Source organism: Claveliimonas monacensis, assembly GCF_014982975.1.
In the GTDB taxonomy this organism is placed as follows: domain Bacteria; phylum Bacillota; class Clostridia; order Lachnospirales; family Lachnospiraceae; genus Claveliimonas; species Claveliimonas monacensis.
In genome coordinates this window covers 83,310-100,205 of sequence record NZ_JADCKL010000002.1, presented here as the reverse complement: position 1 = coordinate 100,205, position 16,896 = coordinate 83,310, and the positions used below count along the sequence as shown (strand labels likewise).

At 51.8% G+C, this 16,896-nt stretch carries 14 protein-coding genes, 1 other RNA gene and 1 pseudogene; all 16 read left to right on the top strand.

Annotated features, from left to right (window positions below; all coding sequences use genetic code 11):
• Positions 1-40: 40 nt before the first annotated feature.
• The 16 genes and pseudogenes from thrC (at position 41) to INF30_RS03510 (ending at position 16,893) form a co-directional block, all read left to right on the top strand.
• Positions 41-1,534: a threonine synthase gene (gene thrC, locus INF30_RS03585; RefSeq protein ID WP_226394265.1), complete on the top strand. Its 1,494-nt coding sequence runs from the start codon at positions 41-43 to the stop codon at positions 1,532-1,534.
• Positions 1,535-1,600: 66 nt separating this feature from the next.
• Positions 1,601-1,945 (top strand): hypothetical protein, encoded by a 345-nt coding sequence (locus tag INF30_RS03580; protein ID WP_226394264.1) that lies wholly within the window; start codon positions 1,601-1,603, stop codon positions 1,943-1,945.
• 500 nt (positions 1,946-2,445) lie between these two features.
• Positions 2,446-4,056: a phosphoenolpyruvate carboxykinase (ATP) gene (gene pckA, locus INF30_RS03575; protein ID WP_226394263.1), complete on the top strand. Its 1,611-nt coding sequence runs from the start codon at positions 2,446-2,448 to the stop codon at positions 4,054-4,056.
• Between the two features lie 179 nt (positions 4,057-4,235).
• Positions 4,236-4,691, top strand: a complete 456-nt coding sequence (locus INF30_RS03570; protein WP_226394262.1) for a helix-turn-helix transcriptional regulator — start codon at positions 4,236-4,238, stop codon at positions 4,689-4,691.
• Positions 4,692-4,788: 97 nt separating this feature from the next.
• The gene (locus INF30_RS03565; RefSeq protein ID WP_226394261.1) at positions 4,789-5,175 is read left to right on the top strand and encodes a VOC family protein; all 387 of its coding nucleotides are present in this window, start codon (positions 4,789-4,791) and stop codon (positions 5,173-5,175) included.
• A 3-nt stretch (positions 5,176-5,178) separates the two neighbouring features.
• A pseudogene (locus tag INF30_RS03560) lies at positions 5,179-5,864 on the top strand (response regulator transcription factor).
• A gap of 102 nt (positions 5,865-5,966) precedes the next feature.
• Positions 5,967-6,881 (top strand): sensor histidine kinase, encoded by a 915-nt coding sequence (locus INF30_RS03555; protein WP_226394260.1) that lies wholly within the window; start codon positions 5,967-5,969, stop codon positions 6,879-6,881.
• A 67-nt stretch (positions 6,882-6,948) separates the two neighbouring features.
• Positions 6,949-7,131: non-coding RNA, 6S RNA (gene ssrS / locus INF30_RS03550), on the top strand.
• A gap of 126 nt (positions 7,132-7,257) precedes the next feature.
• Entirely contained in the window at positions 7,258-8,538 is a 1,281-nt protein-coding gene (locus tag INF30_RS03545) for a SpoIID/LytB domain-containing protein (protein ID WP_226394259.1), read from the top strand.
• Between the two features lie 100 nt (positions 8,539-8,638).
• On the top strand, positions 8,639-9,457 hold the full coding sequence (locus INF30_RS03540; RefSeq protein ID WP_226394258.1) for a YihY/virulence factor BrkB family protein: 819 nt from the start codon (positions 8,639-8,641) through the stop codon (positions 9,455-9,457).
• Positions 9,458-9,835: 378 nt separating this feature from the next.
• Positions 9,836-10,855: a phenylalanine--tRNA ligase subunit alpha gene (gene pheS, locus INF30_RS03535; RefSeq protein WP_076776344.1), complete on the top strand. Its 1,020-nt coding sequence runs from the start codon at positions 9,836-9,838 to the stop codon at positions 10,853-10,855.
• Between the two features lie 99 nt (positions 10,856-10,954).
• Positions 10,955-13,375, top strand: coding sequence for a phenylalanine--tRNA ligase subunit beta (gene pheT / locus INF30_RS03530; RefSeq protein WP_226394257.1), 2,421 nt, complete (start codon positions 10,955-10,957; stop codon positions 13,373-13,375).
• A 110-nt stretch (positions 13,376-13,485) separates the two neighbouring features.
• Complete coding sequence (gene queA, locus INF30_RS03525) at positions 13,486-14,511, top strand: tRNA preQ1(34) S-adenosylmethionine ribosyltransferase-isomerase QueA (RefSeq protein WP_226394484.1); 1,026 nt, start codon at positions 13,486-13,488, stop codon at positions 14,509-14,511.
• A 115-nt stretch (positions 14,512-14,626) separates the two neighbouring features.
• A complete protein-coding gene (locus tag INF30_RS03520) occupies positions 14,627-14,869 on the top strand; it encodes an HPr family phosphocarrier protein (protein ID WP_226394256.1) in 243 nt (80 codons plus the stop codon).
• 227 nt (positions 14,870-15,096) lie between these two features.
• Positions 15,097-15,330 (top strand): hypothetical protein, encoded by a 234-nt coding sequence (locus tag INF30_RS03515; RefSeq protein WP_076776349.1) that lies wholly within the window; start codon positions 15,097-15,099, stop codon positions 15,328-15,330.
• Positions 15,331-15,351: 21 nt separating this feature from the next.
• Positions 15,352-16,893 (top strand): nitrite/sulfite reductase, encoded by a 1,542-nt coding sequence (locus tag INF30_RS03510; protein ID WP_226394255.1) that lies wholly within the window; start codon positions 15,352-15,354, stop codon positions 16,891-16,893.
• Positions 16,894-16,896 lie beyond the last annotated feature (3 nt).

Sequence of the window (16,896 nt, the reverse complement as noted above, 5' to 3'; positions counted from 1 at the left end):
TCCTTTTCTTTAGAGTGGAAGAGGTAGAAAGGTGAAGAACATGAATTTACAGTACATGAGCACGAGAAACCCGAAGATCAGGGCAACAGCCTCCCAGGCGGTTCTGCAGGGACTGGCCGGGGACGGAGGCCTTTTTGTCCCGGAAAAGATCCCGGCGCTGCCGGTGTCTCTGGGGGAACTGAAAGGCATGACCTATCAGGAGACGGCCTATGTGGTGATGAAGGAATTCCTTACGGATTACACGGAGGAAGAGCTTAGGAGCTGTATTGCCAGGGCCTATGACAGCAAGTTTGACACAGAGGACATCGCCCCTATCTCCAGGGTGGACGACACCTACTACCTGGAGCTGTTCCACGGCGCGACTATCGCTTTCAAGGATATGGCTCTGTCCATTCTGCCCCACCTCATGACAACGGCGGCAAAGAAAAACGGTGTGGATAAGGAGATCGTCATCCTTACAGCCACTTCCGGGGACACAGGAAAGGCGGCCATGGCCGGATTTGCAGATGTGGAGGGCACACGGATCATCGTCTTCTATCCCAAGGGAGGCGTAAGCCGGGTGCAGGAGCTGCAGATGGTGACCCAGAAGGGAAATAATGTGGACGTGGTGGCTATTCACGGCAACTTTGACAACGCCCAGAGCGGGGTGAAGGAGCTTTTTGGAAACAGGGAGCTGGCAGAGAAGCTGGCGGCAGAGGGCTATCAGTTCTCCTCCGCAAATTCCATCAATATCGGACGCCTGGTACCCCAGATCGTGTACTATGTGTATGCCTACGGCAAACTTCTCGAGAACGGGGAGATCCAGGAGGGAGAGAAGATCAATATCACGGTTCCCACCGGCAATTTCGGCAACATACTGGCGGCCTGCTACGCAAAGCACATGGGGCTGCCTGTAGGGAAACTGATCTGTGCCTCCAATGAGAACAAGGTGCTCTTTGACTTCTTCCGGACTGGAACCTACGATAAGAACCGGGAGTTCATGCTGACCACATCTCCCTCCATGGATATTCTTGTCTCCAGTAATCTGGAGCGTCTGATCTACCAGATCTGCGGCCGGGACGGCGAAGTGGATGCGGATCTCATGGGGCAGCTTCAGACGGAAGGAAAATACACCATCACCGATGCCATGAGGGAGCAGCTTTCTGATTTCGCGGCAGGATACGCTACAGAAGCGGAGACGGCTGATATGATCAGAAAGACTTACGAAAAAGCAGGGTATGTCATGGACACCCACACAGCAGTGGCGGCCCACGTGTGCGAGCAGTACAAGAAAGACACCGGCGACACCACAAAATGCCTGGTGGCTTCCACGGCAAGCCCCTACAAATTTGTGAAGAGTGTTCTCACAGCAATCGATGAAAAGAAATACGGCCAGAAAGAGGAGCTGGAACTGCTTCCCGATCTGGAGCAGATCTCCGGTGTGGAGATGCCCGGGGCCATCCGGGAGATCCTGGACGCCCAGGTGCGTCACAGCCGCGAGTGCGATGCAGACAGGATGCAGGAGACTGTAGAGGAAATCCTTGGCCTGCGATAAGGCGGGATCCTGGGGCGTCCTGCAGCGGCCAGGACGGACAGAAATAGAAGGGAAAGGCGGACAGATATGAACGGTATGGGAAGTTTTTTCGGTATTGTGGGGGTAGGCGCAGGCATCTACTGTATTTACGGGTACATGCTGATGATCAGAAAACGTCAGATCCCCAAGGGGATCATGCTCCCCAAAGATGAAGATCCAAAGAAATGCAAAGACGTGGAGGCCTACATTAAGATGACTTCCACCCAGCTTCTTCTGGTGGGCATTCTCCTTGTTGCCTACGGCGTGATGGAGTTTATCAACACCTATGCGGTCGCTATACCAATACCGATTTTTGCAGTGATCGTGCTTGCCATGGTGGCTCTTGTGTGGTTTGCAGTCCGGACAAAGAAAGCCAACAATACATACTTCTGAAAAGTCTGACATTTGGCAGGTTCTGATGTTATAAAAAAGAGAGCACGGATGCCAAAAAAGTCCTCCCGGGAGATGGCTGCCATTATTCTGGCGGGCGGAGCATTTCTTTTATCCTGCTGAAAATGCGCAAAAATGTGCAGCAGTTTTTTGCCAGGCGGCCGGGTGAATATCCGACGGGAGCGGCACGGGACGGACAGAGATGGCGGATTTGTGGGAAAAATGAAGAATACAAGACGCGGATAAAGGAGGAGAAACTTCTTTTGAAGGGCGTGAAAATGCAGGATTAAAACAAAAATCCTGCATTTTTATTGAAACCAGGCATTGTTTTTCGAAAAAAAACGAAAAAATAAAAGATTTGGAATAAAAAAATTCATGTCTTTGTTACTCTCTTAACATTTAGTGGTTGATTTTTTATACCGTTTCCTGTATAATGTTGGCATATCGGGGCTGCCGGATCACAGGCAGCTATATACTATAGAAAGAAAGAGGTTGAGCGTAACATGGCAAATATCGATTTAACTAAGTACGGTATCACCGGAACAACAGAAATTGTTCACAATCCTTCCTTTGAGATGCTTTTTGAAGAGGAGACAAACCCGAACCTGGAAGGCTTTGACAAAGGCCAGGTCAGCGAGCTGGGTGCAGTCAATGTTATGACTGGTATCTACACAGGCCGTTCTCCTAAAGACAAATACATTGTTATGGACGAGAACTCCAAGGACACTGTATGGTGGACTTCAGACGAGTACAAGAATGACAACCATCCTGCCACACAGGAAGCATGGGATGCAGTGAAAGAGATTGCAAAGAACGAGCTCTCAGGAAAGAGACTTTTCGTTGTAGACGCGTTCTGCGGTGCCAATAAAGATACACGTATGGCAATCCGTTTCATCATGGAAGTGGCATGGCAGGCTCACTTCGTTACAAATATGTTCATCCGCCCCACAGCAGAGGAGCTGGAGAACTTTGAGCCGGATTTCGTAGTTTACAATGCTTCCAAGGCAAAAGTTGAGAACTACAAAGAGCTGGGACTGGGATCAGAGACAGCTGTTATGTTCAATATCACAAGCCGCGAGCAGGTAATTGTAAATACATGGTACGGCGGAGAGATGAAGAAAGGTATGTTCTCCATGATGAACTACTATCTGCCGCTGAAGGGCATCGCTTCCATGCACTGCTCTGCAAACACAGATATGAACGGCGAGAACACAGCTATCTTCTTCGGACTTTCCGGAACAGGTAAGACAACACTGTCCACAGATCCCAAGAGACTTCTCATCGGTGATGACGAGCATGGCTGGGATGACAACGGCGTGTTCAACTTCGAGGGCGGATGCTACGCAAAAGTTATCGACCTGGACAAAGACTCCGAGCCGGATATCTACAATGCCATCAAGAGAAACGCTCTTCTTGAGAACGTGACACTGGATGCAGACGGAAAGATCGACTTTGCAGATAAGAGCGTGACAGAGAATACACGTGTGTCCTACCCAATCGATCACATTGAGAAGATCGTTCGTCCGGTTTCCGCAGCTCCGGCAGCAAAGAACGTAATCTTCCTGTCCGCTGACGCTTTCGGAGTACTTCCTCCGGTATCTGTCCTGACAGCTGAGCAGACAGAGTACTACTTCCTGTCCGGTTTCACAGCAAAACTTGCAGGAACAGAGCGCGGTATCACAGAGCCTACACCGACCTTCTCCGCATGCTTCGGACAGGCATTCCTTGAGCTGCATCCGACAAAATATGCAGAGGAGCTTGTTAAGAGAATGAAAGCCAGCGGAGCAAAGGCTTACCTGGTAAATACAGGATGGAACGGAACAGGAAAACGTATCTCCATCAAAGATACACGTGGTATCATCGATGCGATCCTGGACGGCTCTATTCTGACAGCACCGACAAAGCAGATCCCGTACTTCAACTTTGAAGTTCCCACAGAGCTTCCGGGCGTTGATCCGGCTATCCTGGATCCCCGCGACACATATGCAGACGCTTCTGAGTGGGATGCAAAGGCAAAAGATCTGGCACAGAGATTTGTCAAAAACTTCAAGAAATACGAGAGCAACGAGCTTGGAAAAGAACTGGTTGCAGCTGGTCCTCAGATCGAAGAGTAATCAGAAATGTAAATATGACTCCCCGGTTTATGCCGGGGAGTTTTTTAATTTGTGCATCTGCCGGCGGTCCGTCCTTTCCTGTTACCGGAATGGAAACACGGAAAAACCAGAGCGGTGCTGTCCATGGGACTGACAATGCTGTATAGTGAAGGCAGAAAGACACAAGGAGGAGATGACAGATGATGGCATTAGGCGATAATATCAGAAAGCTCCGGGAGGAGAGAGGGATGACCCAGCAGCAGATGGCGGATAAGCTGTATGTGTCCAGGCAGACTGTGTGCAGATGGGAGAACGGCTCCAGATGCCCGGATCTGATCACGGCGAAAAAGATTGCCACGGAGTTCGGGGTGAGCCTGGACGCGCTCATATCCGATGACGATATGGAGGACCTGGAACGGATCTCCGGGGCGGGCAAGTTCATAAAATACAAGAGAAAAGTGAAGCTTCAGGAATACCAGAGGAAGATACTGGAATTTCTCCAGGTGCTGGGAGGCGTGTACCTGTCCATCTCCCTTATCCTGCGGGTCCGCTTTGACATGCGGATGCCTGTCTGGAGCGTCGTGCTGGGCGTGTGCCTGGTGGCGGGGGCCTTTGCCCTGAACCGCAGGCTGGTGAGGCGGATGGAGGACCTGTGAGCAGTTGGAGGGTTGAATGGAAAGAGAGGGAAACGGTTGTCCCGGCGGACCGCATGGAGTATACTCTTTCTATGAGAAAACGAAAAGGAGGCTGTATATGCGGTTGAAAAATGTACTCATCACAGTGCAGGACACGAAGCGGGCTAAAACGTTTTATAAAGACCTGTTTGGTCTGGATGTGATACTGGACGGGGATGCGAATGTGATGCTGACGGAAGGGCTCGTGCTCCAGGACCGAAAGGTGTGGGAGGACAGCCTGGGAGAGAAGGCGGCGTCTTACAGCAGTGCCTCGGAGCTTTATTTTGAGGAGACGGACCTGGAGAGCTTTGCCGGAAAGCTGCGGGTATACGAAGAGGTGATCCGGTACACAGACAGGCTGCGGGAGCTGCCGGGAGGACAGAAAATGCTCCGGTTCTATGATCCCGACGGCAATCTGATCGAAGTGCGGACGCCGGCCGGAATATCTGCGGAAAAGGAGACGTAAGAGATGAGTCTGATCGCAGTGATTGACGACGATGAATATATAGGCGATATGCTGAAGAGGGCGCTTGTGAGTGAGGGCTACCAGGTGGTGCGGGCTTACTCGGGAACAGAGGCCCTTCTTCTCTTTGAAAAAACAGGCCGGATCTGGTGCTGCTGGATCTGATGATGCCCGGGCTTGCAGGGGAGGAAGTGCTGAAAAGGATCGAGGGGATACCGGTGATCGTAGTCAGCGCCAGGGCCGATGTGGAAGACAAGGTGGATCTTCTCCTTGGAGGTGCGGTGGACTATGTGACCAAGCCTTTTGATATAAGGGAGCTCCTGGCCAGGATCGCGGTGCACCTGCGGCGGGCTGAGAAACAGGACGGGGCGGAAGGCGGGCAGGTGCTGGTGTTCCGTGATCTTAAGGTGGACACGGCAGCGTACCGCGTGTGGGCGGGGGAGGAGGAGCTGCATCTGACGCCCACTGAGTTCGCCATTTTAAGGCAGCTTATGATGCACCCATCCCAGGTGATCACAAAGGCCAGGCTTCTGGATGCCATCAGCATGGACACGCCGGACTGTACGGAAGGGTCTCTCAAGATCCATATCAGTCATCTCAGACGGAAATTAAAGAGAGATACGGACAGAGATTATATAGAGGCAGTGTGGGGGATCGGATTTAAGATGCATAAGGAACAGGAGGAATGTTAACTGTTTCTTTACCTTTTCCTTAACCGGAAACTTACCGGCCCTGTGCTATCATAGTTTCAGAGCTCGAAAGAGCTGTCAGATGAAAGAACCGGAGGAAAGCGTATGTATCTGCCAGGCGTGGCCTGTATCCTTCTCCTGCTTGTCTGCGGGGGAATGGGACTGAAGATTTATTTTATGAGAAAAGCGGCGGATGAGATCCGCCGTCAGTGTGCCCTGCGCCTTGAGGAGGACACCAATGTGGGCATTGATATCAGCAGCCGGGATGGGAAAATGCTGGCTCTGGCCGCGGATCTTGACAGGCAGATGAAAAAACTGAGGAGAACCCGGCTTAAGTATGAAGAGGGAGATGCAGAGCTGAAGAGGGCAGTCACCAATATTTCCCACGACCTGCGCACGCCCCTCACAGCCTTAAGCGGATACATGCAGCTTCTGGAAAAGGAGGAAGTACCGCCCCGGGTGCGGGAGTATCTGGATATCATGGATGACCGGATCCTGGCCATGACAAGGCTGACAGAGGAGCTGTTCCAGTATTCGGTCATTGTCTCTCCGGACAAAAGAAAGGAGAGGGAGGCGGTCTGTCTGGGGGATGTGCTGACGGAATCCATTGCCGGGTTTTACGGCGTTCTGGTGGAGAAGAAGATTACGCCGCAGATTCATATCCCGGAGGAGAAGGTAGTTGTCCTTGCCAGCCGGGATACACTTTCCCGTGTCTTTGGAAATATTATCAGCAATGCTGTGAAATACAGTGACGGCGATCTTCGGATCACTCTGTACCCGGAGGGTCGGGTGACCTTTGCAAACCATGCCGGACGTCTGGACGAGGTGGAGGCGGCAAAACTGTTTGAACGGTTTTACACAGTGGAGAGCGGCAGAGAGAGCACGGGCCTGGGACTTTCCATTGCCCGCACCCTGACGGAGCAGATGGGAGGATCTATAGGGGCTTACAGGGAAGACGAAGAATTTGTGATCTGGGTCTCCTTTTTACAGACGGAGGAGAGAAAAGGAAAATCTGTGTAAAGAGCAGGTAAATACAGGAAGTATATTATGGTTGAAAAGATGGGTACAATAGAGTATAATGTCTTTAGGAAACCTGGGATGCTCGACAATTCCTGTAATTTTGAACCTACAAAACTTTAAACGGGAATCTTATTATCTCTGTAATATGTCAGGCCTCCGTACTTGCAGTGGAAGACAGAAAAACAGATGCGGACACCCACCTGGCTGCGGCTAGGAGTCAAAATACAGGAACCGGCATTTTGGGGATGTACAAAAGATGAAAGGCAGCTGCGTATATGCAGCTGTCTTTTTTCATACATTTAAGAAAAAGGCGGAAGAAGAGACGGGTTTGAGAAAAAGAAGGAAGAGAAAAACAAAAAGAATTTATGGGAGATATATGGCAGCCATTTTCATCTGGCTGCTTATGATTACAGGAATTGTGCATATGATGTCCCGGGACGGAGGCAGCCCTGGAGGGACGGATACGGAAAGTGAGCTGGAACTGCCCGACGGGACACTGCCGGAGCCCACATCCGGCAGTACCATCCGTGTTCTTCTTATGACGACAGGATACGGATCGGAACTTCACGGGGAGGTGCGGGTTTCATCGGATGAAGGATTAAGGGTGAGCTGCCAGGGAGAGAGTATTGAGTGGAATAAGGCGGATACATATCAGATCCTTCCGGATGATACCCGTTTTCAGAATGGAAACATACGGATCGAGCCTCTGGAAGAAGGAGGGGAGATACGGCTGGAGAGTATTGAGAGAGGCTGCGGGACGCCCTCCTATGCAGGGGTGCTGGAACTCAGGGCGGTCTCAGGCGGTATAGTGGTCATCAATAAACTCCCTGTGGAGACCTATCTGTGCGGCGTGGTGCCAAGCGAGATGCCGGCCTCCTACGAGCTGGAGGCTCTGAAGGCCCAGGCTGTGTGCGCCAGGAGCTATGCTTTCCGTCAGATGACATCTTACGGCTATCCGGAGTATGAGGCACACGTCAATGACAGCACGGATTTCCAGGTGTACAACAACAGCCAGAGGCAGGAGAGCAGTACCCGGGCCGTGGCTGAGACAGAGGGACAGGTTGTCAGGTATAAAGGGGAGATCGCCACCACATACTATTATTCAACATCCTGTGGAAAGACAACCAGCCTGGAGGCCTGGGGGACGGATCCGGGCGGCGGAGGAGGATATCTGCAGAGCGTGGAGGTCTGCGGGGAACAGGGGGATTATGAGAAGGACCTGCCCTGGTACAGATGGACGGCCCAGGTGCCGGTCCAGACCCTGTCTGCCCTTGTAAGTGCAAATACGGGTGTACAGGTAGGAACCCTTTCCAGTGTGGAAGTGACGAAAAGGGGACCGGGGGATGTGGCTCTGCAGATCGTGGCTACAGGTGATGCCGGGAGTGTCACGGTGGACACAGAGAACAAGATCCGCTCAGCCCTTGGGGGAAGCGGCTACACCATCACGAAAAATGACGGCAGCACGTCCCAGAGCAGCGCCCTTCTGCCCAGCGCATTTTTTACCATTGAGAAGAGCGACGATACCTTTGTCATCAGCGGCGGAGGGTTCGGGCACGGCATCGGCATGAGCCAGAATGGTGCCAACGAGATGGCAGAACAGGGGGCGGATTACAGGCAGATCCTGCAGACGTTCTATAAGGACGTGGAGATCGGATAGAGAAACCAGCTTGCATAATTTTCGGGCAGATGGTATGATTTCCCTATAAAAATGGCAGGAGAACCGCTGCCTGCCTGCAAAATGACAGCGGGGGAGGAATATGATCAAGAAGATTTTTCATAAAGCAATAGACGTATCTGAGGAAGTGGGAAAAGACCATGTGGGGGCTTACGCGGCCCAGTCCGCCTACTTTTTTATGCTCTGTATGATCCCTATCATTCTGTTGCTTCTCACACTGGTGCAGTTTACGCCGGTCACAAAAGCGGATGTGATGACGGCGGTGGTGCAGGTGTTTCCATCATCCGTGGACTCTCTGATCGTCTCCATCGTCAATCAGGTCTATAACCAGTCCATGGGTATCATCCCTGTGACGGCGCTGGTGGCTCTGTGGTCGGCGGGCAAGGGCGTGCTGGCCATGACAAGCGGACTGAACTGTATTTACGGCTGCCACGAGACGCGAAATTATGTCTTTCTGCGGATCCGCTCCACAATCTACACGGTGCTGTTCATTGTCGTGATCCTGCTGCTTCTGGTGGTGTCTGTCTTTGGAAATACCCTGAATATTTTCATTACGGGCCATGTGAAATTTCTGAAGCCGGTGGCGGACTGGCTGATCGAGCGGCGGGCAGTCATCACGCCGGTGGTGATGATGGGCTTTTCCCTTCTGATCTACAAGTTCCTTCCCAACCGGAAGGACACGTTCCGCAGACAGATCCCGGGCTCTGTGTTCACGGCAGTGGCCTGGATGGTGATTTCCTGGGTGTTCTCCGTGTATGTGGATATTTTCAGAGGATTTTCGGATATGTACGGGAGTCTGACAACCATTGTGTTGATCATGCTTTGGCTGTACTGTTGTATGTACAGTATCCTGCTGGGAGGAGAGCTGAACAAGCTGACGGCGGACAAGATGTTTTCCTGATATCCAGGGAAAACCTTGACATCCGATTTTCTTGTGTTAAAATGAAAAAAGCGATTGAAATATTGTAAAGGCGTTGACCGTGTAAGTAGAGAATCATTTTCCGGCAGAGAGGGGAGATCACTGGCTGAAAGTTTCCCCGGGTTCAGATGAGGATCGAATTTCCCACGCGAGCCGCACATCTGAACAGGCCCGTGGCCGGCGAGTAGGTTGTGACGTTTCATGCACGTTACGCATGTCTGAGAGTCTGCCGCAGGAAGTGCGGTGGGAAGCAGGGTGGTACCGCGGGTTAGTATGTCTCGTCCCTTTTCAGGGAGGAGACTTTTTTTATTCTATAGGAAAGTCCCTGTATTACATTTCATAAAGAAAAGGAGAAAAGTGATGAAAGAGAAATTACAAAGCATTAAAGAAGAAGCGATCCGCCAGATTGAAGCTTCCGATGTGCCTGAAAAGCTCAACGAAGTGCGGGTGAAGTTTCTGGGCAAAAAAGGAGAGCTGACCGCTGTCCTGAAAGCCATGAAGGATGTGGCTCCGGAGGAGCGTCCCAAGGTAGGCCAGATGGTCAATGAGACAAGGGCCGCCATTGAGAAGCTGCTGGAGGAGACAAAGCAGAACATGGAGAGAAAGATCCGGGAGGAGAGACTGAAACAGGAAGTCATTGATGTCACTCTTCCTTCCAAGAAGAATATGGTGGGGCACAGCCATCCCAATACCATTGCGCAGGAGGAAGTGGAGCGCATTTTCATCGGAATGGGCTATGAGGTGGTGGAAGGCCCGGAGATTGAGTATGACCTCTACAACTTTGAGAAACTGAACATTCCTGCCGATCATCCCGCCAAGGATGAGCAGGATACGTTCTATATCAACAAAGATATTGTGCTGCGTACCCAGACATCCCCTGTACAGGCCCGTATCATGGAGGAGGGCAAGCTTCCCATTCGCATGATCTCACCGGGACGTGTGTTCCGCTCCGACGAGGTAGATGCCACCCACTCCCCATCCTTCCATCAGATCGAGGGACTGGTAGTGGATAAGAAGATCTCCTTCTCTGACCTGAAGGGAACGCTGGAAGTGTTTGCAAAGGAGCTGTTCGGTCCAGAGACAAAGACAAAATTCCGTCCGCACCACTTCCCCTTCACAGAGCCAAGTGCGGAGATGGACGTGACCTGTTTCAAGTGCGGCGGAAAAGGCTGCCGCTTCTGCAAGGGCTCCGGCTGGATCGAGATCCTTGGCTGCGGCATGGTGCATCCCCACGTGTTTGAGATGTGCGGCATTGACCCGGAGGAGTACACAGGCTTTGCCTTCGGCGTAGGTCTGGAGCGTATCGCTCTTTTGAAATACGAGATCGATGATATGCGTCTTCTGTACGAGAACGATATCCGGTTCCTGAAACAATTCTAGTACAATAGACACAATAACGCACCAGTTAGTGGAATTCCGGACGTAATACTTTTAAAAAGTATTACGTTACCTGTTAAAAAATAGTCAAAGGAGAATACAATGAATACATCATTATCATGGATAAAAGCATATGTGCCGGATCTGGATGTCACTGCGCAGGAGTACACAGACGCCATGACTCTTTCCGGGACAAAAGTGGAGAATTATGAGGAGATGGATGCAGATCTGGACAAGATCGTGGTGGGCCAGATCGACAAGATAGAGAAGCATCCGGACGCGGACAAGCTGATCGTGTGCCAGGTAAATATTGGCACAGAGTCCATACAGATCGTGACAGGAGCTCCCAACGTACATGAGGGAGACAAGGTGCCGGTAGTTCTGGCAGGGGGCCGCGTGGCGGGAGGCCACGAGCCCGGAAGCCGTGTGGCAGGCGGCATCAAGATCAAGAAGGGCAAGTTAAGAGGCATTGAGAGCAATGGAATGATGTGCTCCATCGAGGAGCTGGGCTCCAGCCGGGACATGTACCCGGACGCCCCGGAGAACGGTATTTACATCCTGCCCGAAGACACAGAAGTCGGCGCAGATGTGGTGAAACTGCTGGGACTTGACGATGTAGTCTTTGAGTACGAGATCACATCAAACCGTGTGGACTGCTACAGTGTTGTCGGCATTGCCAGAGAGGCAGCTGCCACATTCCGCAAGACATTTTGCCCGCCGCAGGTGACACCTACAGGAAATGACGAGGATGTAAATGACTATATCAAGGTGACAGTGAAGGACACAGATCTGTGCCCCAGATACTGTGCCAGAGTTGTGAAGAATATCAAGATCGGCCCTTCACCCAAGTGGATGCAGAGAAGGCTCGCCTCTGTGGGCATCCGTCCCATCAACAACCTGGTGGATATCACCAACTATGTGATGGAGGAGTACGGACAGCCCATGCACGCCTACGATCTTGACACCATTGCAGGCCGTGAGATCATCGTAAAGCGGGCTGAGGACGGTGAGAAATTTACCACACTGGACGGCCAGGAAAGACAGATGGACTCTTCTGTGCTGATGATCTGCGACGGCGAGAAATCTGTGGGCATTGCAGGTATCATGGGAGGCGAGAACTCCATGATCACGGACGATGTGAAGACTATGCTCTTCGAGGCTGCCTGCTTTGACGGTACAAACATCCGCAAATCCAGCAAGAAAGTCGGCCTGCGCACAGACGCTTCCGGCAAGTTTGAAAAGGGCCTTGATCCAAACAATGCCCAGGCGGCCATTGACCGCGCCTGCCAGCTGGTGGAAGAGCTGGGCGCCGGAGAAGTGGTTGGCGGCATGGTAGATGTGTACGGGAAGAAAAAAGAGCCTGTCCGCGTGCCTTTTGACGCGGACGAGATCAATGCCATTCTTGGAACAGACATTTCCAGGGAAGACATGCTTTCCTACTTCCGCATGATCGATCTGGAGTACGATGAAGATACAAATGAGGTAATCGCGCCCACCTTCCGTCACGACCTGTTCCGTATTGCGGATCTGGCAGAGGAAGTGGCAAGATTCTACGGCTATGACAATATCCCTACCACGCTTCCTAAAGGAGAGGCCACTACAGGAAAGCTCTCTTTCAAACTGCGCATCGAGGAAGTGGCGAGAAACGTGGCAGAGTACTGCGGCTTCAGCCAGGGTATGACTTACTCTTTTGAGAGCCCGAAGGTGTTTGACAGACTTCTGTTCCCTGCGGATGCACCGGAGAGAAAGGCTATCAGCATTATGAATCCCCTTGGCGAGGATTACAGCATCATGAGGACCACGTCTTTAAACGGTATGCTCACATCCTTGGCCACAAACTACAACCGCAGAAATAAAAACGTAAGACTCTATGAGCTTGGAAATATTTACCTTCCCAAGACCCTGCCCCTTACAGAACTGCCTGAGGAGAGGATGCAGTTCACTCTCGGTATGTATGGTGAGGGCGATTTCTTCAGCATGAAAGGCGTTGTGGAGGAGTTCCTTGAGAAGGCTGGGCTCTCCAAGAAGGAGAGCTATGATCCGAAAGCAGGAAAATCCTTCCTGCATCCGGGACGCCAGGCAAATATCATCTACGACGGCACAGTAATCGGCTATCTGGGCGAGGTGCATCCGGACGTGGCGGATACTTACGGAATTGGCGAGAGAGCTTATGTGGCTGTTATTGACATGCCGGAGGTTGTGTCCCGCGCAAACTTCGACCGCAAATACGAAGGAATTGCCAGGTTCCCGGCTGTGACCAGGGACATCAGCATGGTGATGCCCAAGGAGATCATGGTAGGACAGGTAGAGGAAGTCATTGAGAACAAAGGCGGACAGTACCTGGAGAGCTATGCCCTCTTTGACCTGTACGAGGGCGCGCAGATCAAAGAAGGATTTAAGTCCGTTGCCTACTCCATTGTGTTCCGGGCAAAAGACAGAACGCTTGCGGAGGCGGATGTGTCCAAGGCCATGGATGCTATCCTTGGAGCCCTGGAAGAGATGGGCATCGAGCTTCGTAAATAAAGCTGTCACAGAAAGGACAGATGTGATAAGATACAGGGGGACCTATCCGGCTCCCTGTATTACTATGTTATGAATCATGCTGTGGAGAAAGGAACGACAGATATATGGAAATGAGACGACAGGATTTCAGTTTTGATCTGCCTCAGGAGCTCATTGCCCAGGATCCTCTAAAGGACCGGGCCAGCTCCAGGCTCCTTGTTCTGGACAAGGAGACCGGGGAGACTTCCCACCATGTGTTCCGGGAGATCAAAGAGTATCTGCATCCCGGGGACTGCCTTGTGGTCAACGACACGAAGGTTATTCCTGCAAGGCTGATCGGCTCCAAAATCGGGACAGATGCAAAGATAGAAATTTTATTGCTGAAAAGAAAAGACGATCAGGTGTGGGAGACTCTTGTGAAGCCGGGAAAAAAGGCAAAGCCGGGTGCCAGGATCAGCTTTGGCGACGGCCTTCTCGTGGGGGAGGTCCTGGATGTGGTGGATGAGGGGAACCGCCTTGTCAAATTCACCTACGACGGGATTTTTGAGGAGATACTGGACCAGCTTGGACAGATGCCTCTGCCGCCCTACATTACCCACCAGCTGGAGGACAAGGACTGCTACCAGACTGTCTACGCAAAGCACAGCGGATCGGCGGCAGCTCCCACGGCGGGGCTTCATTTCACGCCCCAGCTCCTGGAGGAGATCAAGGCGGAAGGAGTGGAGATCGCCAGTGTTACCCTTCACGTGGGTCTTGGTACTTTCCGCCCGGTGAAGGTGGACAATATTCTGGAGCACCACATGCACTCGGAATTCTACCAGATCGAGGAGAACGAGGCCGCAAAGATCAACCGGGCAAAAGCAAATGGCGGACGGATCATCTGTGTGGGAACCACCAGCTGCAGGACTATTGAGTCCGCGGCGGATGAAAATGGATATCTGCGGGCAGGCAGCGGGTGGACGGATATTTTCATCTACCCCGGCTACAAGTTCAAGATACTGGACTGCCTGATCACCAATTTCCACTTGCCTGAGTCCACTCTGCTGATGCTTGTCTCTGCCCTGGCGGGGAGGGAGCATGTGCTGGCCGCCTACGAGGAGGCGGTAAAGGAGAGATACAGGTTTTTCTCCTTTGGCGATGCTATGTTCATTAAATAACATATGTAAATTGCTTGTGGGAAATTTGCTGGATTCTTTCAAAAAACTGTACCAAAATCATTCGAAATAGTGTATATTACGAAAGTAGCATTTTTAATGTCGGAGGTACAAAAGTATGTTTGAAATGAAAGTGAGATTTGCTACACCGGGGCAGATCAAGAGCTTCTGCTCTGTATGTCAGAAAATGACATCAGATATTGATGTGGTGAATGTGGAGAATCCCTACGACAGGATTGACGGAAAGTCCATTATCGGTCTTATGACTCTGGAGCTTGATGTGCCGTTTATTCTACAGGTCAGCGGAGATGACGAGGAGTCGGCGACTGAAATATTCTCAGAGTTTGCGGAAGAAAGATAGGATTATCTTAAAAATCTGCTTTATAAATTTTGTAGATAAGGGTGTCTGCGCAGGTGCTGCCATGGCGGCAGTAACCGGTTCGCGGACACCCTTTTAAAATTGCGCTTTCATTTCTTACATTTATCCTGCCGTTTACAATGACTTTCGCACCGTCTGGGGGTATAATAGAAATGTAAGCACAGTGGAAGCATCAGGAAACAGAGAATGAAAAAGAGAGGAAGACAGCCATGAGGCAGGAACGGTTTAAAATGGAGAGAGAAGGACTTGTGGAGGAAGGACAGGAAGTGGAGATCAGCGAGAGAAGTCCAAGCACAGGCCGATATACCTATCTTGTAGAGCCGTCGGTGGCCATGTCCGGCATCTACAGGACAAATGACAGGATCAAGGCGAGAAAAGGAAAGATCGCAAAGATAGAGCATACCCAGAAAGGATTTTATCTGGTTGTGGAAGTAGAAGAATAAAAAAGAAGGAGGATTTGGAGAATGGAAAGAAAAACACCTGCACTGGGGAAAGAAGAGCTGGAAGAGTTCAGACAGAAGACGAAGGATTTTTACGAGGGTAAGATCACAAAAAACGATTATAAAGGATATTCGGGAAGGTACGGCAGCTATGCCCAGAGAGGAGGAAAATGCAGTATGATCCGCCTGCGCATGGCGGGTGGCCAGCTCACAAAGGACAAGCTTTTGTATATTGCGCAGAGCATTGAGAAATACCATGTCAAGAAGGCGCATCTCACCACCTGCCAGACCATCCAGCTCCACGACCTGGACGCGGACGCAGTGTGCGGCATCATGGAGGGAGCCATGGAGCACGGGATCATTACCCTGGGCGGAGGGGGAGATTTTCCGCGGAATGTTATGGCTCCGCCTCTGTCTGGAACCCAGAGAGGGGAGTGTTTTGACGTGCTTCCCTATGCCACGAAGGCGGAAGAATTTCTCCTGTCCTTCCTGGACGCGAAGAAGATGCCAAGAAAGCTGAAAGTCTGCTTTTCCAACAGCCCGGACAATGTGACCCACGCCACATTCCGCGACCTGGGATTTGTAGCCAGGCCGGACGGGAAGTTTGATGTGTACAGCGCAGGAGGGTTGGGCAACCAGCCTAAGATCGGCATGCTGATGGCAGAGGCCGTGGACCCGTCCCGGATCCTCTACTATATCCTGGCTATGAGGGAAGTGTTTCTGGAGCACGGCAACTATGAGCAGAGAGGAAAAGCGCGCACCCGCTTTATGAGGGACAAGCTGGGGGATGAAGGCTACAAGCAGGCCTACCTGGAGAAACTGGCCCAGGCAGAAGCGGGGGAAGACCTGACTGTCAGCGTGGAGCCAGAGGAGATCCGTAAAAAGGCGGATGGGACAAGAGTGTCCGGCAGCCGCATCCTGGAGCAGAAGCAGGAGGGGCTCTATTCTGTCCTCTACCATCCACTGGGAGGATGTCCGGACCCGGCTGTCTTTGGCAGACTCTACAATGTGATCGAAAACATGGAAGAGGTGGAGCTGCGCATTGCGCCGGATGAGACACTGTATATTGTCAATCTGACCGGTACGGAGGCGGAAAAAGTATTGGAAGCGACCCAGGATGGGGCGCAGACTCCTTTTGAGTCCTCGGTGGCCTGCATCGGCTCCGCGGTCTGCCAGGCAGGCGTGCGGGATTCCCAGAGTCTTCTTGCGGCGGCAGTAAAGGCGGTTAGAGAGGCAGACCTCCCGGCATCTGCCCTTCCGAGAGTTCACATTTCCGGATGTCCCTCATCCTGCGGCACGCATCAGATCGGGCAGATCGGCTTCCGGGGCGGTGTGAGGATGATCGATAAGACAGCCTGTCCGGCTTTTGAAGTGTGCTTCTTTGGCTGCGACAGGCAGGGGGAGGAACGCCTGGGTCAGAGTGCAGGGACCATGCTGCAGGACGACATTCCTGCCTTCCTTGTGGAAGTGGGAAGAGAAGTGGCGGCATCAGGACTTTCCTACGCTTCATGGGAGAAGGAAAACAGAGAAAAACTGCTTGAGATCGCCGGAAAATATACGGCATAGAAG